The 19524-nt window shown below is 42.7% G+C and carries 16 protein-coding genes and 3 pseudogenes; 7 read left to right on the top strand and 12 right to left on the bottom strand.

What is annotated here, in order from left to right; translation table 11 throughout:
• A pseudogene (locus O9332_RS25040) lies at window positions 1-315 on the bottom strand (RNA-guided endonuclease TnpB family protein); the annotation flags it as partial.
• A 103-nt stretch (window positions 316-418) separates the two neighbouring features.
• Window positions 419-1480: an anthranilate phosphoribosyltransferase family protein gene (locus tag O9332_RS25035; RefSeq protein WP_002763557.1), complete on the bottom strand. Its 1062-nt coding sequence runs from the start codon at window positions 1478-1480 to the stop codon at window positions 419-421.
• A gap of 337 nt (window positions 1481-1817) precedes the next feature.
• Between O9332_RS25035 and O9332_RS25030 the strand changes: the two genes are divergently transcribed.
• The 7 genes from O9332_RS25030 to O9332_RS25000 all read left to right on the top strand — a co-directional run bounded on the left by O9332_RS25030 (window position 1818) and on the right by O9332_RS25000 (window position 7830).
• A complete protein-coding gene (locus O9332_RS25030; protein ID WP_288027811.1) occupies window positions 1818-3101 on the top strand; it encodes a flotillin family protein in 1284 nt (427 codons plus the stop codon).
• 153 nt (window positions 3102-3254) lie between these two features.
• Complete coding sequence (locus O9332_RS25025) at window positions 3255-3632, top strand: phosphomannose isomerase type II C-terminal cupin domain (protein ID WP_002761188.1); 378 nt, start codon at window positions 3255-3257, stop codon at window positions 3630-3632.
• A 48-nt stretch (window positions 3633-3680) separates the two neighbouring features.
• Window positions 3681-4232 (top strand): bifunctional adenosylcobinamide kinase/adenosylcobinamide-phosphate guanylyltransferase, encoded by a 552-nt coding sequence (gene cobU, locus O9332_RS25020; RefSeq protein WP_002761189.1) that lies wholly within the window; start codon window positions 3681-3683, stop codon window positions 4230-4232.
• A 5-nt stretch (window positions 4233-4237) separates the two neighbouring features.
• Entirely contained in the window at window positions 4238-4681 is a 444-nt protein-coding gene (locus tag O9332_RS25015) for a class I SAM-dependent methyltransferase (protein WP_288027808.1), read from the top strand.
• 105 nt (window positions 4682-4786) lie between these two features.
• Window positions 4787-5377 carry a 3-isopropylmalate dehydratase small subunit gene (leuD, locus tag O9332_RS25010; protein ID WP_002761195.1) on the top strand — a complete coding sequence of 197 codons (591 nt, stop codon included), beginning with the start codon at window positions 4787-4789 and terminating at the stop codon, window positions 5375-5377.
• Between the two features lie 101 nt (window positions 5378-5478).
• A complete protein-coding gene (locus O9332_RS25005) occupies window positions 5479-5655 on the top strand; it encodes a hypothetical protein (RefSeq protein ID WP_002740601.1) in 177 nt (58 codons plus the stop codon).
• 102 nt (window positions 5656-5757) lie between these two features.
• Window positions 5758-7830, top strand: a complete 2073-nt coding sequence (locus tag O9332_RS25000; protein WP_288027806.1) for an AAA family ATPase — start codon at window positions 5758-5760, stop codon at window positions 7828-7830.
• A gap of 428 nt (window positions 7831-8258) precedes the next feature.
• On the opposite strand, the gene O9332_RS24995 is transcribed toward O9332_RS25000, so the two are convergent.
• The 10 genes and pseudogenes from O9332_RS24995 to O9332_RS24950 all read right to left on the bottom strand — a co-directional run.
• Window positions 8259-10496, bottom strand: a complete 2238-nt coding sequence (locus tag O9332_RS24995) for an FUSC family protein (RefSeq protein ID WP_002761204.1) — start codon at window positions 10494-10496, stop codon at window positions 8259-8261.
• Between the two features lie 215 nt (window positions 10497-10711).
• The gene (locus tag O9332_RS24990; protein WP_288027804.1) at window positions 10712-12157 is read right to left on the bottom strand and encodes an Ig-like domain-containing domain; all 1446 of its coding nucleotides are present in this window, start codon (window positions 12155-12157) and stop codon (window positions 10712-10714) included.
• Between the two features lie 499 nt (window positions 12158-12656).
• Window positions 12657-13844 (bottom strand): RNA-guided endonuclease InsQ/TnpB family protein, encoded by a 1188-nt coding sequence (locus O9332_RS24985; RefSeq protein WP_288027802.1) that lies wholly within the window; start codon window positions 13842-13844, stop codon window positions 12657-12659.
• Window positions 13845-13935: 91 nt separating this feature from the next.
• A pseudogene (locus O9332_RS24980) lies at window positions 13936-14631 on the bottom strand (sulfurtransferase); the annotation flags it as partial.
• 109 nt (window positions 14632-14740) lie between these two features.
• The gene (locus O9332_RS24975) at window positions 14741-15409 is read right to left on the bottom strand and encodes a phosphatase PAP2 family protein (protein WP_288027800.1); all 669 of its coding nucleotides are present in this window, start codon (window positions 15407-15409) and stop codon (window positions 14741-14743) included.
• Window positions 15406-15786, bottom strand: coding sequence for a DUF7980 family protein (locus O9332_RS24970; RefSeq protein WP_002762694.1), 381 nt, complete (start codon window positions 15784-15786; stop codon window positions 15406-15408). Before O9332_RS24970 ends, O9332_RS24975 begins: the two co-directional genes overlap by 4 nt.
• A 382-nt stretch (window positions 15787-16168) precedes the next feature.
• Entirely contained in the window at window positions 16169-17251 is a 1083-nt protein-coding gene (locus O9332_RS24965) for a sulfate ABC transporter substrate-binding protein (RefSeq protein ID WP_002762695.1), read from the bottom strand.
• A gap of 744 nt (window positions 17252-17995) precedes the next feature.
• Window positions 17996-18388: a DUF5615 family PIN-like protein gene (locus tag O9332_RS24960; protein WP_002762696.1), complete on the bottom strand. Its 393-nt coding sequence runs from the start codon at window positions 18386-18388 to the stop codon at window positions 17996-17998.
• The gene (locus O9332_RS24955; protein ID WP_002762697.1) at window positions 18385-18762 is read right to left on the bottom strand and encodes a DUF433 domain-containing protein; all 378 of its coding nucleotides are present in this window, start codon (window positions 18760-18762) and stop codon (window positions 18385-18387) included. Before O9332_RS24955 ends, O9332_RS24960 begins: the two co-directional genes overlap by 4 nt.
• 590 nt (window positions 18763-19352) lie before the next feature.
• Window positions 19353-19524, bottom strand: a pseudogene (locus O9332_RS24950) (IS1634 family transposase); the annotation flags it as partial.

Here is a 19524-nt window from a genome sequence, read left to right as displayed (position 1 = left end):
TTCTGACTTTCTTAAATAACGTGGATTCTCTACAGTATTGCCTTGAGCATCGGTATAAAATTCCTTTAACCCTAGGTCAATTCCTGTTATTTGTCCCGTTGGTTTATGGTATTCTTGCCGCTCTACGTCAATCAAAAACTGGCAATAATAACCGTCAGCACGTCTAACAACTCTTACCCGTCTAATCTGTTGCTCTGAATAATAAACTAATGTCTTTTGATTACACCATAAATCAAATTCTCCTGCTTTAAAACCGTCAGTGAACTTGATTTTACGTCGGTCATCAGATAGTTTGTAGCCTGTTAGTTTGTATTCTGGTCGGATTTCATCCCCCGCAAAGGTGAGTATCTTGTCGAAAAATGTAGCGGGGGCATTCATCCGACATTTTAGGTAATTTCCCCTACAGCCCTATTCCTATCTATTCCTGATTTTCCAGATAATTACGGATTTGTTCTAGTTTAGCCAGGGCTTTTCCTGACTGTAAACATTGTTGTGCTTGCTGGAAACCGGTGGGGATATCCGGGGCAATTCCACAGCGCCAAAGATAAAAACCACCGTTAAAAATTGCCGCATCGGTTAATTCGTTATTTTCTCCGGCTAATAAACCCTTTAATTTAGCGGTGAGCATCTCTAAAGATTCGAGGGGATAATCTGAGGGACAGAAGCCATAATCGCGAGGATTTAGGAAAAATCGCTGAAAGGAAGGCGGATCGGTGGGATTTCCCAGACCAATAATCGCCGTCCGATTACAGGCTAAATCACAACTGCCCTCTAATCCTTTCACAGTGGTGAAATGAGAGATATTTCTCAGGGCAAAAGTTTCGCGAAAACGCTCCTCGGTGGGGGGATGAACAAAACCCGATATCTGATGAATATTACCGACAAAAGGCGACCACATTAACTCTACCGTGGCCATGGGCGGACGTTTACCGATTTGCTCCCGATAGGGAATAAAATTCTGTACTAGGGGAAAATGGCGCGGAATATAGAAAAAAGTCAATCCTGTGGTGATTAAACAGTCTTTCACTGCTGCTAAGGATAATTGACTAAAATCTGCTCCTAATTGCTGCCAGATTTCTCTGAGGGAAATACCGTATTTAGTCGGCATTCGATCGCCCCCGTGCAGGACTACGGGAACCCCCGCCAACCCTAAGATTAAAGTGGTGATCGGAGTAACTGGGGCAGTGCGAGAGCGTCCATCGTAGGGATTGCCAAAAATAGTGATCGGATGCTGAAAAGAGGCTGATTCTAGGGTTATTTGCGGGCCAAGCTCGGCGTAGGCATCAAGCATTCCCGCTAATTCATCGCTGGTGGGGCGTTTAATGCGATGGGCAATCATAAAAGCACCGATTTGGGCCGGGGTTGCCTCTTGGGTTAACATCATCTTGGTGGCCATCGCCGCTTCAGGACGGGTTAAATTTTTGCCCGTATGGGTGCCACTACCGATCGCTTTTAATAATTCTCGAAAAGTATCACTCATCTCAAGGAAAAAAATAAAGAGTAAATAGGGTTTGCTGAATAAATCTAAAAACCTTGTTGGATAAGACTTTTAGACTTGTTTTCCCTCAAAAAGTGCCGACCTTTGGAGTGATTGGGGGGAAAATTCTGGGACTTTTTCCCTGAAAATTAGGTAATTGACCACCTGAAAATCGGTAAAACCCCACACCCCACACCCCACACCCCACACCCTACCCCCACGAAAAACTTTTTGCCGCAAACCCTACCTACACCCTACTGGACTTCAACGTCTGTCAAAGTTGGAAATTGATGGATACAATTTAGTTAATTTGATCCGAGCATCGACCGTAATAAAATCTATGGAAATTATCGCTGTTTTACTGGGAGTTTTCGGTTTAGGCACAGGTGCGGGTTTATTAGTCATCCGTAACTATTACCATATCTGTCAACCGAGCGAAGTCTTAATTTTTGCCGGCAGTCGTCGTCCCACGGCCACGGGCAAAACCATCGGTTATCGTTTGGTAAAAGGGGGCAGCAGTATTCGTTTACCTATGCTAGAACAAGTGTATCGAATGGACCTGACCAACATGATCATCGATCTCAGGGTGGTTAATGCCTATTCTAAGGGCGGTGTGCCGTTAATCGTCACCGGGGTGGCGAATATTAAAATTGCCGGGGAAGAACCGATTATTTATAATGCGATCGAGCGTTTATTGGGCAAGAAACGCAAGGAAATCGAACAATTGGCTAAAGAAACCCTAGAGGGCAATTTGCGCGGTGTCTTGGCGAATTTAACCCCAGAACAAGCGAACTCCGATCAGATCGCTTTTGCCAAAAGTCTCTTGGAAGAAGCGGAACAGGATCTAGAAAAATTGGGTTTAGTTTTGGATAGTTTGCAGATCCAGAATATCTCCGATGAGGTGCGTTATCTCGATTCGATCGGACGGAAGCAAAAAGCCGAATTACAGAGAGATGCCCGGATAGCAGAAGCAAAAGCCCGAAAAACATCGATTATCAAGGATTCCGAGAATCTACGCCTAACCGCTTTGCGTCGTATCCAAAAAGATTTAGAAATAGCCAAAGCTGACGCAGAAAAACGGGTGCGCGACACTCAAACTAAGCGCGGCGCCATGATTGCCGAGGTAGAATCGGTGGTTATGTCCGATTTAGCTAAAGCACAGGCAGAAGTGGCGGTACAAACTGCCCGAATTAAGCAGGTGAAACAGCAATTACAGGCAGATGTGATCGCCCCTGCGGCCGCGGAATGTCAACAAGCGATCGCAAAAGCCCGGGGGGAAGCGGCCAAAATTATCGAACAGGGGAAAGCGCAAGCGGAAGGAACCAAAAAATTAGCGGCTTCTTGGCAAGGAGCGGGAAATAACGCTAAAAACATCTTTTTATACCAAAAATTGGAGTTATTGCTGAAATTAATGGTCGCTAGTGTCCCAGAAGTGCAGGTGCAAACGGTGACGGTAGTGGACGGAGGTGATGGTAATCTTGTCCCGAAAATGACTGCTTTTGCCGAACAATTGCGTCAAGCTACCGGGGTGGATCTGGTACAAATGGCTAATCGCCTAGCACAAACCGAGCCATCTGTCAAGGGAAAAGAGACAAATTTTGATTTTAAACAATTGCCCTCTTGAATCAGTTATCAGTGATCAGTTATCAGTTATCAGTAGGAGGATAGAGTATTAAGTGAGCAGTATTAAATGGCAGTAAAAGTCCTGTCTGTTCACTGATTACTGATTACTGATTATCGTCCACTAGAATGTTAATCAAGTTTGGAGACCACCACCATGGATGACTTAATTAATGATCCCTCCCCTTATCCCCAAGACATAGAAATGACGCGGACTCCCCCCTGGGGAACAGTGACGGTATTGGAGGAAGGTCCCCGGTATCGCATCAATCGCATTGTCATTAAACCCGGCCATCAGATGAGTACCCAAATGCACTACCATCGCAGTGAACACTGGATTGTCGTCTCCGGCACAGCGCGGGTAATCTGTGATGAAAAAGAAACTCTCCTCAAACAAAAAGAATCTACATACGTTCCCATGAATACCCGTCATCGGGTGGAAAACCCCGGTTCTATTCCTCTGGTGATGATTGAGGTGCAAAATGGCGAATATCTAGGAGATGATGATATTCACCGTTTGGATGATGCAGAATAGGACAGTTTTCTCCCCTATATACTTTAGTTATTTGCCAAAATCTCGATCGTGGATAAAAAAATTATCCTAGTTACAGGGGCCGCCCGTTCTGGGAAAAGTGAATGGGCCGAATATTTAGCCAAAATCAGCCAAAAACCCGTTATTTATATCGCCACCTCCTCGGTGGATGAAAAAGATCAAGAATGGTGCGATCGCATTGAAAGACACCGGCAGCGACGTTCCCCCCAATGGCAAACCCAAGAAATTCCCCGACAATTAAGCGAAACTATTGATAATAGCCCATTTTCTCACTGTTTATTGATCGATTCCCTCGGTACTTGGGTAGCCAATTGTTTAGAAATGTCGGCAGCTGAATGGTTAGAAATTAGCGATCGATTCTTGTATTCCCTCAAAAACGCGGCGGTTGATGTTATTCTGGTGGCGGAAGAAACCGGTTGGGGTGTGGTTCCCGCTTATCCCCTCGGTCGTCTGTTTCGCGATCGTTTAGGCGATCTCTGTCGTAGAATTGGCACAATAGCAGACGCGGTTTATCTAGTTACCGGCGGCCATGCTCTTAATTTAAGTCAATTGGGTCAGTCTTTGTCGATAATTGGGCAATAGAGAAGATGAGCAACGATTATCAGCGTCAAGTAATTGATTTTTATGCCCTTCGTCACGATTACGATAACGATTTTACGCAAGCTCGCGCCCTTAAATTAGTAAATTATCTCTATGTACAAAAAAGCCAATCTGTGCTAGACGTGGCAACGGGAACGGGATTTATAGCGGTCGCAATTGCCCCAAAAGTGAAAAGTGTCATCGGGGTTGATTTCACGCCGGAAATGATTGCCAGAGCCGAAAAAAAGCTAGAAGCATTAAATATCGAGAATATTGACCTAATTAACGCCGATATAGCTGCTATTGACTTTGCCGAGTCTAGTTTCGATCTGATCACCTGTTCTCTGGCGATTGCACTTTTCCCCGATATCCCGCAAGTGCTGGCAAAATGGTATCAATGGTTAAAAAAAGGCGGTTCGGTCGCCTATCGGCTGCCGAAATTGCGACTCTAGTGAACAATTATCGCCGAGAAATCGAGAAAAATGCCACCGATCAGGGAGTATGGCAAGATGCAACCACTTTTTTTTGTCACTGCTAGTAAAAGTTAGAAAAAGATCATGAGTCAAGTTAAAACCATCTCCGGACGAGCTTTACCCTTGCGAGGCAACGATATTGACACCGATCGCATTATTCCGGCTCGTTTTTTGCGTTGTATCACCTTTGAAGGTTTAGGAGAACAAGTGTTCGCCGATGATCGAGCCGCTTTACAGGGGAGTCATCCTTTCGATCTACCCCAGTACCAAGGGGCGAAAATTTTGGTAGTTAATGGTAATTTTGGTTGTGGCTCTTCTCGGGAACACGCACCGCAAGCGATTTTACGTTGGGGAATTCAAGCAATTATCGGGGAAAGTTTCGCCGAAATATTTTTTGGCAATTGTATCGCTAATGGGGTTCCCTGTGTCACTGCTGAGGCTAAAACTATCGCCCATTTACAGGATTTAATTGCAGCTAATCCCGAAATTCCCGTCGATCTTTCTTTGCCAACCATGACGGTGGAATGGGGGGATTTTGTCGCTACCGTCTCTATGAATGAAGGTTCCCGACAGATGTTAATAGAAGGTGATTGGGATACCTGCGGACAGCTTTTACAAAATCTCGATCTAATTCAATCTACCGCACAAAAGTTACCCTATTTAAGTTTCGTCTAGAGAAACAATCTAGGCTGAGGGTGCGTTAGTAATAGATTAACGTACCCCGGCAGGGATTTTGTTGGAGATGCCGCGGCTGTAAATATTAAAAAATCTGCCCTATGACTAATTCTGATAATAATCTCCAAAATATCCAAGAACCGATTTTAAACGCTCCCGAAGATGTGCGAAAAATCATCGATCGAGTTTTAAAATTGGAAAGAGATAAGTTATACCAGCGCAATCCTCGCAATATCAATGATGATGTTTTAACGATTATTAAAGAAGTAATTCAATAATTAGTTATCAGTTATCAGTTATCGGTTCACTGTTTACTGTTCTTACTGTTCACTGTTCACTGTTCACTGAAAAAACTTCCCCATCATCCCCTCTATATAAATATGAAACTACTATCAATAAAGTTATGTAATTTTCGACAATTTTATGGTAAGACTCCCGAGATACATTTAGCGGCAAGTTCTCGCAATACAACGGTAATTTATGGCAATAATGGGGCAGGAAAAACAACAATTTTAAATGCTTGTACCTGGGTTCTTTATGAAAAATTTACAGCAGCTTTTGCCGAACCAGAGTTATTAGTTAATAAACGGGCAATTACCGAAGTAAGCACGGGAACCTCCATAGAATGTTCCGCAGAAGTAAACTTTGAACATGAAAATAAACGCTATCAGGTAAAACGAAAATTTTTCGCCTATCAAGATGTAAATAGTAAGATTAAATACGGTTCAAATAGTTTATATATGCTCTACGCTGGTGATGATGGTAATTGGTACACACCCAATCAACCACCAGAGGATATTATTAATCAAATCTTACCAGAAAGTTTACATCGTTATTTCTTTTTTGATGGGGAATATATCGATCATCAATTTCGCAGTAGTAGCCAAGGTAAAATCGCCGAAGATACAAAAGAATTATTGGGAGTTAAAGTATTAGATCGAGCGATCGAGCATTTAAAAAAAGCCAAAAAATCTTTACAAGATGAGCTTAAAGATTTAGGGGAATCGGATTTAAAAAAGTTACTGAAACAGGAAAGTAAAATTGAGCAGGATTTCGAGAAATTAAAACAGCGTCAGCAAGATATTATTAGCCAGTTATCCCAGCAAGAAGAATTAAAAAAAGCCGTTACTAATCGCTTATTAGAGTTAAGTGGTGCCGAAGAATTAAAACAGTTAAAAGAAAAATTGGAACAACAGGAAAGAAATCTGCGGCAAGATTTAGTCAGAACTAAAGATAAATTAAAGAAATTAATTTCTCAGCAAGCTTATCAAGTCTTTTTAAAAGAAATTAATCAAAATTTTCAGCAATTAATCGATCACCTACGACAACAAGGGGAATTACCCAGTGGTATTAAACAGCAATTTGTCCAACAATTATTAGAGCGGAAAAAATGTATTTGTGGTCAGGAATTACAGGAAAATAGCCAAGCTTATTTACAGGTACAAGATTGGATGAATAAAGCAGGAATGGCCGATGTAGAAGAAGCAGCCATTCGCTTATCTTCCACAGTCAAAGAAATGGATAAAAAAGTCTTAGATTTTTGGCAAGAAGTGGATAATTATCAAGCTAATATTCACCAATGGCGCTTAGAATTATCTTTAGTAGAATCAGAATTAGATGAAGTGCGGGATAAATTTCGCCATTATCCCGATGAAGATATTAAAAATCTGCAATCTCGCTTAGATGCGATCGAGGATTCCCTAAAAGATTTACGCTTGGAACAGGGCAGCAATAAAAATCAACTAGATATCTATGAAAAAGAGTTAGAATCCCTGCAAAAACAGGTACAAAAACAGCAACAAAAAGAGGAAAAATATAATTTAGGACAACGACGTATTTTAGTGACTCAAGAGGCAATTAATCGCATTAGTGAGGTAAGACAGAGATTAGAAAATCAGTTTCGTTTGTCCTTAGAAAAACGGGTACAGGAAATCTTTAACTCAATTTCTTTTACTCCCTATATTCCCCGTATTAGTCCCGATTACGAGGTAAGACTATTAGAAAATACGACAGGATTCGCCATTCCCGTGGCAGCTTCTACCGGAGAAAATCAGATTCTCAGTTTATCTTTTATCGGGGGAATTATCGATCGAGTGCGAGAATGGAGTCAGAAAAATACTTTGATGGGAATTGATAGCAGCACTTTTCCTCTGGTGATGGATTCCCCTTTTGGTAGTCTTGATCATATCTATCGTCGGCAAGTTGCGATCGCTATTCCTAAATTAGCCAATCAGTTAATTGTTTTAGTGACAAAAACTCAATGGAGAGGAGAAGTAGAAACCGAGATTTCTCCCTATATTGGTAAAGAATATGTGTTAGTTTATAATTCTCCGAAAGCGGATTGTCAAGAGGATTTAATTAATCTTCATGGTGTTGATTATTCTCTAGTGAAACGCAGTCCTAATAATTTTGAATATACGGAAATTATCGAAGTTAATCGATTTTCCTCCTGACTGCTAAATGGCTGCCTCTCACCTTTGCAGAAATACAGACAATCAGCAATTATCAGTGACTCTTAAATTGGTACAAAAATATGAACAATCGCGTGTAAGCATCTCACCGAAAAGCTAATGCGCTCCAGGGTTTGGGTAGGGTTGATTCATGAATCAACCCTACCTTGAATCAACCCTACCCAAAGGCTTGAATTGAGTGATAAAATCGGAAATAATGACCAATTTTAGAAGATAGTTTCCCTTTAAAAATACCAACTCAGTAGATTTACAAAAATTTTGTTGTAAGTAGTCGGACATAAATTCTGTTGTCTATCTTAAGAAATGTAAATTGCCGCAATTCTTACTGACGACCGACTCCTGACGACCGGCTACTGACTCCTTACCCCACAGTTAACTTTACTTTTGTCCAACTACTTAATAACTAAATTTTAACTTCTAATAAAACGATCGATTGCTGTGTTCATTACCCCCACACGACTGGATAATTCCACAAGTTCCGTGGTGACAATATTATAATCCCCTAAATATTTATGGAGATTAGTTCCCTCTTTTTGATGGGCAATTTCTACTAACCTTTCCTCTCGCAATTCTTGCAAATGATCGAGGATATTTTCTAAAGTATCTTCGAGGGGAGGTAAGGGAGAAGGAGGATTATTTGCTTGCAAAGCTTGGGTTAATTGCGTCAAAGCTTGGGTTATTTGTTGCGTGAACAGACTCAGATTAGGATGGGGAGGACTACCGCGATATTGTTCCAATTCCGTCAATAAAACTGTCACCCCGCGACCAAAACGAGGAATATAATTACTTAAAGTGATTGCCGGTTCCATTTGTGGAAAGGGTGTGCTAGGATCATCAATTAATCTTTGTAGGGCCGTTTGCATAGTTGTATTTGCTCGTCGAGCTTTATTGCGATGGGAAGATAAACTTGCAGTTTGATAGGATGATTCTCCTAAATAAACTGCCATAACTGACTGAAAAAATACTTGATTAGCTTCTAATGCTTTAATGGCAGCGAGGGAAAAACGTTCATCTTCATTAAACCGTAAAAAACCGAAGGAAAGTGCAAAAGCTAAAGCACTACCGATTAAAGTATAAACTATTCTGATATACTCTAAATTAATCCCGTCATTGCTGGTATCGAGACGACTGATAATTAAAGCAAAAATTGTGATAAAAAATACGGCTAAACTATAGTGAAATCGCACCAAAGTTAAAGCGATCGCTATAGAAATAACCCCAATAACTTCTAACCAGAGCGGATTATCTATAATTCGCAACAGTGCCAAAACAAAAAACGAGCCTAAAATCGTGCCAAACACCCGATTTAAAAAGCGTTGAAAAGTCAAGCTAAAATCTGGTTTTAACACAATAACTAAGGTTAAACCAATCCAAAAACTATGGGTAATTCCTAGCTTGTTGTAAATCAAAACTCCTAGCGCACTTCCCAAACCCAAGCGTAAACCATGACGAAATAGGGGCGATTCTAGATTAAAATTAGATTTTAATGGTTCCCACCAAGCTTTTTCTTGACCGTACTCTTTTTCTATCCCTTCAAAGTTCCGCTGCCAGGGATTCTTTTTATCTGAAAATTCCTCGCTTTGCCGCAAATGTTGCGCTGTTTCACTGGCTATTTTTAGCTGTTTAAATAATTTTTTTAAACGATTATTTAATTGGGAAATTGCCACATAACTGCTATAATCGTCCTGAGCATTTTCTAAAACTTTAGCTTGCAGGTTTTTTTGTTGCTCGATCGCCTTGAGTAATAGCTGCAAGCGCTCACAATCCGGTTGTTTATTTCTACCCAAAATTAACCCAGCAATATCTTCGCTAATTTCCGCCACTTGCACGAGAATATCTTCTAATAAAATACCCACCGTGGTCAGTTGTGGCAAGGGATGAAGATGAAGCAATTCTCGCAGCGCAATTAAGCTGGTATTAATGCGATCGCTATCTTCAATCAAGACGATTAACAATTCCCGCAGCTCATTCTTTCCCCAACGTCCCCGACGCGTCAAGGTGACAGTTTTCCTCGAACGTAGCAACAGCTGGCGGATTTTGTCAAAATATGGCTCCTCATGAGCATTAGAACGAGAGTTTAAGGGCAAAGAGCGGAGATAGGTGGCGATACCCTGAAAATTTTCCGCCGTTACCTGACGTAAAGGCTGATTAGGGCGAAAAGGCCAGATAAACAGGGCTAAAAAAATTGTCCATCCCCCTCCCAACACAGCGATTCCGGCCCGTTGTAAAGCGACGACCATATCTCCCGATGGCAAAGAAACGGCCAAAAGCAGCAATAAACTGATTACTACCCCAGCTAACGCCCCATTTTCCCCGTAAACCGTCAAATAACCCGCTAGAAACAACCCACAAAAAACTATCACTACGGTCAATCCTAGCCAAGCACTGGCTAATGTGCCGATAATCAAAGCTAGAGCCATCCCGATAGTCGTAGCGACTAGGGTTTTCGCTCTCAGGCAGTAAAGTCCCCCCACATCAGCTAAAATCAAGGTTTGAGCCGCTAAACCGACCATTAACCCCACTTCTGACCGATCTAAAATATCACCGATAATAATCGGCACTGTGATCGCTAATAAAGTCCGAATCCCCCGCTCGATCTCGATATCGCCACTAGGACGCAATAAAAAAGCAAATCGCTGAAGTAGCATATAGCACTTATCTTAATGGTGAGGTATGAGGTTTTCGTTTTCGGGAGTCAGTATTCTCCGAGTCACCTGATTAGGTAACGATTTCTCTCCTGTCTCCTGACTTGAAAGAGGGTGTAGGGTGTAGGGTGTGGGGTGTGGGGAAGGAAACCTCTTTCATCTGTGGGGGTGAAAATTTTTTCATCGGGACTGACTCCTAACTCCTTAATTCTGCCGTATTAGGGCAGCCAACGGGGTTTAAAACCGGCGTTGAGTTCTTGAGGTAAAATTTTCGTGCTGCTATTGGGACTGAACTGATCAGGAAGCGGTAATAACCAGAGACGACCATCGGCAATGCTCGACCCCTCCCCGGTGACTAAATCATTTCTGACTCCAAAGGGTGTGGTTGCTAACTGATCAAATAATAAGGCCACGCCATCGGGAGACATACTCATCTGCACGTCACGATAATTAGGTAAAGCCAGCAGGGGTGTCATTTTACCCGTTTTTAGCTCAATAATCCCTAAAAAAGGTTCTTCTTTCACTTTGCCATCGCTGCCCATAACCAGATCGCTTTTCAGACAGTAAAGGGTTTTTTCCTGTCGCGGTTCAAATTGACAGCTAATAATCGGATTAGCTGTTCTTAATAGTAGTCTTGACTCTCCCCGATCGTCGAGCAGAAATAGCGATCGCTGATTATCCGGTTCTGATTTCACCATGAGTTTTTGGCGACCATCCCGGGAAAAAGCGAGGATTTTCTCGTAGGTAGGCAAAAATTGCGGTTTTCCCCCTTGGACATCCAAAGGAATCACCGCTACCCCTCCCGTTTGACTGACAACCGCTTTTTTACCGTCGGGAGATAGTAAAAAATTATCCCCTTGCATTCCTAACGGTCGCGATTGTCCATCATCCCTGATTACCCATAAACTGGCATCCCCCGGATTCCCATGATTAATTCTCTGCACGATTAGGGTTTTGCCGTTATCTGAGAGATCAAAGCGCAGATTTTGATAAGTTTTCCCATCTAAAAACCTTTCTATACGACCACTGGGCAAATTTTGACCATGTTCGTCATGATTTAAACCCGTGGTAATCGTGTAAAGTTGCTGTTTCGGGGTGTCTCGTCCTAAGTCAGAGCCATCGAAGGCCGAGAATAAAATTCTATCCCCCCTCGGATAGATTTGAAAATCCGTGACCACCAGATCCCCAGGGGTAAGGATGGTTTTTTTCAGTTCTGTGACGTTATTTGGCCCCTGAATGATATTACAGACGATTAAACGGCCTCTTTCCTCTTGGTTGACCCCAATATAGGCAAAAGCTCGATCGTGGCTGTAAAATTCGCCGATAAAGTCCTCACCTTGAGCAATAGGTAACTTTACTTGATATTTTTTGCCGTAGATGGGCAATTCTGTCAAAGTATAGGTCAAGCGATCTCCGGCCCAGCTAATTTTACCCGGTAAGGGAGGATTGATCACCAAGCTGGTTTCTATGTCTGAACGGTCAATCGGCCGATTAAAACTTAAAGTAAAATAATTGTCCCTAACGCCGATTTTTCGTCCTTGCCAGCTAAAATTCTCCCCTCGGGTAGGAACTTGATTTCCCTGGATCAAAATCGACGATATCCCGGCAATTAAGGCCAAAATAGTCGCCAACACTAAGCGATCGAACCAAGCTAATCTTTTCATCAGTTATCAGTTATCAGTTATCAGTTATCAGGAGTCAGTCAGGAGTCAGTCAGGAGGCAATAGGCAATAGGCAATAGGCAATAGGCAATAGGCAATAGGCAATAGGCAATAGGCAATAGGCAATAGGCAATAGGCAGCTTTATTCTCCCCACACCCCACACCCCACACCCCACACCCTACACCCCACACCCCACACCCTACACCCTACACCCCACTTCCCACTTTCTTATCAGCTTTAGTAATGATTGTCATCGGTTTTTTCAATCGAATAAATAAAAACGCCCCCAAAAAGGAAGCGTTTTTTAACTTATCATGAGGACTTAGCAAAATGTGTGCAGAGTTAGAACGCGGATGTTGGATGGGGATCCAGCATCTGTTTATTTTTAACCATTGATCGCCGCTGCCGTCAAGGCCATGGGGATAGCATCACCGGAAGCTAAATCGAGGGTATTGTGGATTGACATCCTCGCCGCCGTAAACGGACGGTGATTCCCAAACCTCACGATTTGGGTTTCTGCTTCTTTCCCGAAGGATTTTTCGCACCTGCCTTAACAGATTTACTCTGTTCTGGTCTTATGGTCGCTCTACAGACTGACACCGCAAGCCCTGCGGCCAAAATATTTTTACTAGCGTTAACATCTCGGTCATGGTGTGTCCCACAGTCTGGACAATCCCACTCTCGAATATTTAACGGCATTTTTTCAGCAATATACCCGCAATTACTGCACCGTTTAGAGCTAGGAAACCATCTATCTATTTCGATGTAGTTTCTCCCATACCAACGGCATTTATAGGCTAATTGTCGGGTGATTTCTCCCCAGCTTACATCAGATATTGCCTGAGATAATTTCGGGTTTTTGACCATATTCTTGACGGCTAAATTCTCAACCACAATCGTTTGGTTTTCCCGAACTAATTGAGTGGTTAGCTTGTGTAAATGGTCTTTTCTGTTATCAGTAATTTGGGCGTGAATCTTGGCTACTTTGATTCTTGCTTTTTCCCGATTTTTTGACCCTTTCTGTTTTCTAGAAAGATTTTTTTGTGCTTTTCGCAACCTCTGATAATGTTTCTTAAAATGCTTAGGATTAGATACTTTATCGCCATTGCTGGTAATTACTAGGCTACTAATTCCTAAGTCAATTCCGATGGCTTTATCGGTTGGGGGTAATGGCTGGATTGTTGGGTCATCAAATCTTATTGAAATATGCCAACGTCCAGAAGGATGTAATCTGACTGTTACTGTGCTTGGTTCACAGCTTTCTGGGATTTGTCTTGACCATCGAATAGGTAAAGGTTCTGTGCATTTGGCTAAATAGATTTGTTTGTCTTTAATTTTAAAAGCAGACTTAGTAAATTCGGCACTTCCTCCCTGATGTTTTTTCTTAAAGTTAGGATACTTAGTACGACCAGCAAAGAAGTTAGTAAAAGCTGTTTGTAAATGTCTTAACCCTTGTTGCAAAGGAACACAGCTTACTTCGTTTAAAAAGTCTAATTCTTCTTGTTTTTTCCAATCGGTCAACATTGAAGAAGTTTCAGCATATCCTACTCTTTCTTGTCTTTCATACCAAGCTTGTGTTCTGAGATGGAGTGCCTTATTGTAAACTAATCTTACACAGCCCAATGTGCGCCGCAATAGCGACTCTTGTTCTGGTGTTGGGTAAAATCGAAACGAATAGGCTTTCTCCATATCTCACATTCTAGCATATATCGTGTAAATGCGCTAATATTTAACAGTAAAGCCGTCGTAGAACGACGGGGTTTCAGACCCAAAATTTTCGATGACCATTTCTCAGCCAGATATCCTGTTTCCCCTGAAAAAGTTCTTCCGGTCTAGGATCGATAAAAACCACATCGGGTTTGCCGATCAATTTCTCTACTTCTGCTAAATTTACCCGAATCGAGGGATTATCACGGACAGTAAAGCTCCCGGGTTGATATTTAGGGAATTCTTTCGTTACCTTCTGTTCAGAACCCTTATAACCCTTAAACCCGCCATCTAAGACCGCCACATCTCGGAAACCCGATCGCTCTAGTAAATAGGCGACCATGGTTGCCCCCAAGACATCGCGACCATCGGAATATACCAGCACTCGATCGCCATTAGTGATTCCCGCGGCGGCAAAGAGACTGCCAATTTTATCCTCTTGCCAATATTGAACCGGCAAAAATCCGTTTGGACCACGAAAATTATTGTCGGCTATATTCACCGCTTTCGGTAAATGACCGGTGATATATTCCAAAGGGTTAATCCGCACATCGAGAATTTTTAACTTCGGATCGTTGAGATTTTGTGCTACCCAAACCGGCGATACAAAGTCTATCTTAGTCTCAGATTTAGACGTGGCCATCAGGGGCGATGACGGGGCTAAGGTAAAGGTTAAAATGCAGAGGAGAACTAAAGTGAAAAAAGCAAGGGGACGGCTTTGAAACCGTCCCAGGGATAGACCCTTCCCTTGACGCAGTTTTGGTTTCATGATTCAGTGTCAGCGACGAGTATCAAACGATAATTACTATAGGGCTTTGATTAGCTTTCTCCAAAAATTTAGGTATAACGTGATATTTTTTTTGCAGCAAGTAGGCCGATTAATTATTAATTTCTTCTTGGGTGTTGATCGCCTTGGGTGTCTTTAATAACTGTTGCCACCAGATATGCACTAGGAGCGACCAAGCGATCGCTAAAAGCCAAGAGGCAAGGATATCACTAGGAAAGTGAACTCCTAAATAAAGACGAGTCCAAGCAATAACCAAAACCAAGGGAATCCCCAGTAAAACTACCCCGAAAAACCAGCGCGTTCTCCAAGATAAAATCAGTAAAGAAACCACTAACAGGGAACTAAATAAAGCATGACCGCTAGGGAAGGCAAAATCATCGGGTAAGGGATAAAATAACGGCCAAAATTGCGGGCGATTTCGATGAAAAAGAATCTTAAGATTATAACTAATTGCCCAACCTCCCGCCATATTTACAAGGAGATAAGCGAACCCATACCAGTATTTTTTTAGGGCAAAAATCAGCAGTGAAATTGTTAGTATCGGAGCCACTCCCCAATAAGTACCTAATCCCGTTAGTTTTATCGCCAAAAAGTTTAGGTTTAAATTAGCGGTTTGATGAATAGATAGCATCAGGGATTTTTCCCACGCAAATCCTTGGGGATGCCGATCAATAGCGATCGCTAAATCCGTAAAAGTTAGGGATGTTAACAAGATGGCTAAGAAAATTAAGCTATTGTTTAAGTAAGTTTTGGGAATCACGGGGAAAAAGTAGCGATCGAGGATAACAGGGGCATTTCTAATACCTGAAAATGGAGCAAGACCAGAATAACTAATGTATAGGCAGTCGAGGAAAGTAATCCATTTCTTAATTCTTTTGACCAATTGCGTTCTTCTTTCTCTCCACCGATTAATTCTTTCGTCCCGAATTGCATCAGTAGGATTCCCACAAGATTAGATAACCAATAACCAACCACGGCTGCGGGTAGAAAAAAATCGGCGTGTAAGCAAGCAATTAAACGACCGAAACCGTAGGCGATCGGCAGATTAAAAATTAGATCATTCCACCAACATAGGGGCGATAATAAGTAACCAATCAATACCAGGCTTCCGTTTTTGATTTTGTCAAGTAGATACATCTTTTTTTAGTTACTAACTATTAGTTTTGTTTTTTTGCCATCAGCTATCTAGGGTTTGCTGAAAAAGTTTGTTGGTGGGGGCAGGGTGTGGGGTGTGGGGTGTGGGGTGTAGGGTTTTACCGATTTTGAGGTAGTCAGTTACCTAATTTTCAGGGAAAAAATCCCTAAATTTTACCCCCGATCCCTCCAATGGTCGGCACTTTTTGAGGTCAAAAAAGTCTAAAAGCCTTATCCAACAAGGTTTTTAGATTTATTCAGCAAGCTCTATCTAAGTAAGTAGGTGTTGAAAATTGTCAGATACCCCCCTTATTAAGGGGGGATTAAGGGGGGATCAATTAATCAGAACCACTTACTTAGCTAACGGCTGACGGCCTACTACTAATTAACGCTGAATTTGGTCAAAAATCGCCCCATCAGCGAAGAATTTTTTCTGGATCGCATCCCAACTACCAACCGCCGTATAGGGGAACAGATTCGACACTTTTGGATATTGTTTACTAAACTCTTTAGCCACATTAGCATTAACGGGACGGAAACCCACCTTGGCGAATTCCCGCTGCGCTTCCGGAGTAAAGAGAAATTGGGCAAAAGCTGTCGCTACTTCCCGGGTTTTGCGTTTATCGACTATTTTATCCACTACGGCCACGGGCGGATCGATCGAAACATTGACTGGAGGAATAGTATAGGAAAAACCGGTTTCTCCTTTTTGACGGGCCAGAATCACTTCGTTTTCGTAGTTAAGCAGCACATCCCCCTGATCCTGTTTAAAGAAGACATCGCTGGCTTCCCGGGCATCTTTGGGTAGTACAGGCACGTTTTTATAGACATTGCGGACGAAATTGGTCGCTTGTGCTTCATTGCCGCCGGTCCGAGTTACCGATCCCCACAGGGCCAGAAAATTCCACCGGGCCACCCCAGAGGTTTTCGGGTTGGCAGTGATGACTTTAATCCCCGATTTGGCTAGATCTGGCCAGTTGCGGATTCCTTTGGGATTGCCCTGACGAGTAACTAAGGCTACCACGGAACGAGTGGCGATGGCGTTATTGGGGAGTTCTTTCTGCCAACCGGGGTTAACTAAACCCGCTTTTTGCAAGCGTTCCACATCGGAACCGATGGCCAAATTTACCACATCTGCATCTAATCCGTCGATAACAGCGCGGGTTTGGGAACCAGAGCCGCCATAACTCTGTTTAATCACTACATCCTGTTTTTTCTCTCTTTTCCATTTGTTGACGAATAGAGGGATGATTTTCGAGTAGGCCGATTGAGTCACCGCGTAGGAAACCAGGGTGATTTCCACGGTTTGTTGTTTAGCTTGCTCTTTATCCGCAGCTGCCAGCAGCTTACTCGATGCTGATAGGGGACTAAAAGTTAGTCCGATTCCCGTTGTGACGACGGCAGCCGTAGCTAGAGAAATAAAAGGTAAGAGGGTTTTCGGTTTTGGGGATCTAGGATCAGGGATCACGATGTCATCGGCTCCTTTGTTTATTTATGGGAGATTGCTAGGTATTTTCTCTGAGATTGTATTTTATATGAAATAAAAAACAATTTCAATACATCGAAGAAAAAATTATACTGTTTGGGTTAGATGCAAAGAAATCAAGCCATTAATGGCTTGATTAGCTGAAAAAACTGGAAATATTCGATTTATACGGCTTAAATGTGCCTTTAAATTTGCCTGAAGCCTCTTTATGCTTGCAGAATAGAGATTTTATCGTTTTTATGGAGAGGAAAGAATTTTTTAGCGATCAAAAACCTCTCCCTAGGTGGGTTCACTGGTGAAGTTAGCGGACTTTAGCAACTATTACCCTAAAATTGAAGCGGTCTAACGACTTCCATCAATGTGCATGGTGCGTTCCCCAAAATCTATTGGTGGAGCAGTAGGACTTGCATTATCGCACTGAGACAGTCCAGTAGGGTGTGTTAGCGTCAGCGTAACGCACGGATTTTGAACATTAGATAAGGTGCGTTACATTTCATTAACGCACCCTACCAGATCGGCGTACTGCTATGCAGTGCCTTCGGCATCGCACTTAGACTGACAGCTTCAATCAATGTGCATGGTGCGTTCTCAAAAATCCTGCATTAGGGAACGCACCCTACAGCGATTGCGATCTATTCAGAAACTTGCCGCATAACGGCTAAGTTATGCCGTGCATCTCACCGATAAGACTGCGATCGCCTTAATTTTCAAGCGTAGCCGACAATATCATGGAATGAATAACCGACCAACCCCCTTGTAATTATCAAGATCTACAGCAATTTCGATCAGTCGTTCAGCGCAGCGCTCTCTATACTCAGCTTCACTCAAACGATCGAGATTTCCCATCGTCAACACTGGAAACGAGTTCTCTGTGTTCTCTTCTCGCATAACCTGCTCAAGGGAATCATCACCCTTCATATTTCGGTTAGCAGTAAGAATCATCATCTCCTGTTCTTGAGCATAGCGCCAGACTACGCGATCGCTACTTTCCATCGACAATCCAACCTCTCTAAAGGTGACAAATTGGACAGACTGAAACTCAAGCCAACCACGTTTTGCCAATATACCAAGAAAAATCAGCGCATAACCGTCGAGGTTGTAGTCAACTAAGAAAGTCATTGTTTTTGTGCGGCACGTCTCGCTCTCTGCTCCTCAAGCTTTGCCCAAAACGCTTCTTGCCCTGGTTTATGTGGCATTGCTGCAATTCGAGCAAAGCGTTCGCGGTTACGATCTTCCCAGTACTGACGAATTTCTTCTCTATTTTGAAGAACCTCTTGATATTCAACCTCGACCTGAGCTTGGTTTGCCGTAATGTAGGACAAAGCTGCGTCAATTTGCGCGTCCGTGAGGTTAAATGTGTCGCGAATCAGTTTAGCAGGATAATCAGCTTTTAGGAGATCGATCACATCATAGAGGCTAGTGCGTGTGCCAGCAATCGTTAGCCCACGCTCTGTACGGATAATTTTCGCTTGTTGGTTTGCCGTCCAGGTCATTCCCTTAGCTCCTTAGAATCCACTTAATGGTCAATGGTTTCACCAGACAAATATTGGTCAATTTTTTCTGACCAATCAGGTTCACCGTTCATTATAGTCCGCCCCTTGCGCGACCAGATCGGCGTACTGCTAGGCAGTGCCTTCGTCATCCCACTTAGACTCACAGCTTCAATCAATGTGCAGGGTGCGTTCCCCAAAATCTATTGGTGGAGCAGTAGGACTTGCATTAAGGAACGCACCCTACAGCGATAGCGTACTGCTATGCAGTGCCTTCGGCATCGCACTGAAACAATCCAGTAGGGTGTGTTAGCGTCAGCGTAACGCACGAATTTTGAACATTAGATCCCACATTCCGCACCCTAAGTGTCACAACGTCTCAAAAGAGGAAGGGGCGTGAGTCAAAATACTTATCTAGAGGAGTGAGTTGGCGGCAAGCTGCCACCAACTAAGCCGAAAATTTCAGGGTTCCCCCGGTCATTCTCAATAAACAGTGCTTGTTGAGAATGACTGGGCAATCAGACTTAACATCTAGGGGGAGATGTTCCAGTTGCTCGCTTTGTTTTGTCACCCCTGGAAGTCAATCCATCTGGTCAAGATAAGAGATAATATTCCTGGCAAGGTTTGGGAAAAAATCTCAAAATGTTGCGCCTCTCATCCGTTAAGTTGCTAATCTTTTGATTGTCTTGAATACGTAGGAGATGAATCCCTTGAAAGTTCTGAAATATCCAGCGTAATGTTGGTCGGTCAGTTAACTTACCCAAC

The sequence above is a fragment of the Microcystis sp. LE19-10.1B genome (assembly GCF_027530565.1).
Taxonomy (GTDB): Bacteria; Cyanobacteriota; Cyanobacteriia; order Cyanobacteriales; family Microcystaceae; genus Microcystis; species Microcystis aeruginosa.
Note: the sequence above shows the minus strand (reverse complement) of the source record. Positions and strands in the feature narration are given on the sequence as shown.

Coding starts and splice junctions, on each gene's coding strand:
- O9332_RS25035 (WP_002763557.1), bottom strand. CDS start 1,480: ATGAGTGATACTTTTCGAGAATTATTAAAAGCGATCGGTAGTGGCACC.
- O9332_RS25030 (WP_288027811.1), top strand. CDS start 1,818: ATGGAAATTATCGCTGTTTTACTGGGAGTTTTCGGTTTAGGCACAGGT.
- O9332_RS25025 (WP_002761188.1), top strand. CDS start 3,255: ATGGATGACTTAATTAATGATCCCTCCCCTTATCCCCAAGACATAGAA.
- O9332_RS25015 (WP_288027808.1), top strand. CDS start 4,238: ATGAGCAACGATTATCAGCGTCAAGTAATTGATTTTTATGCCCTTCGT.
- leuD (WP_002761195.1), top strand. CDS start 4,787: ATGAGTCAAGTTAAAACCATCTCCGGACGAGCTTTACCCTTGCGAGGC.
- O9332_RS25005 (WP_002740601.1), top strand. CDS start 5,479: ATGACTAATTCTGATAATAATCTCCAAAATATCCAAGAACCGATTTTA.
- O9332_RS25000 (WP_288027806.1), top strand. CDS start 5,758: ATGAAACTACTATCAATAAAGTTATGTAATTTTCGACAATTTTATGGT.
- O9332_RS24995 (WP_002761204.1), bottom strand. CDS start 10,496: ATGCTACTTCAGCGATTTGCTTTTTTATTGCGTCCTAGTGGCGATATC.
- O9332_RS24990 (WP_288027804.1), bottom strand. CDS start 12,157: ATGAAAAGATTAGCTTGGTTCGATCGCTTAGTGTTGGCGACTATTTTG.
- O9332_RS24985 (WP_288027802.1), bottom strand. CDS start 13,844: ATGGAGAAAGCCTATTCGTTTCGATTTTACCCAACACCAGAACAAGAG.
- O9332_RS24970 (WP_002762694.1), bottom strand. CDS start 15,786: ATGTATCTACTTGACAAAATCAAAAACGGAAGCCTGGTATTGATTGGT.
- O9332_RS24960 (WP_002762696.1), bottom strand. CDS start 18,388: ATGACTTTCTTAGTTGACTACAACCTCGACGGTTATGCGCTGATTTTT.
- O9332_RS24955 (WP_002762697.1), bottom strand. CDS start 18,762: ATGACCTGGACGGCAAACCAACAAGCGAAAATTATCCGTACAGAGCGT.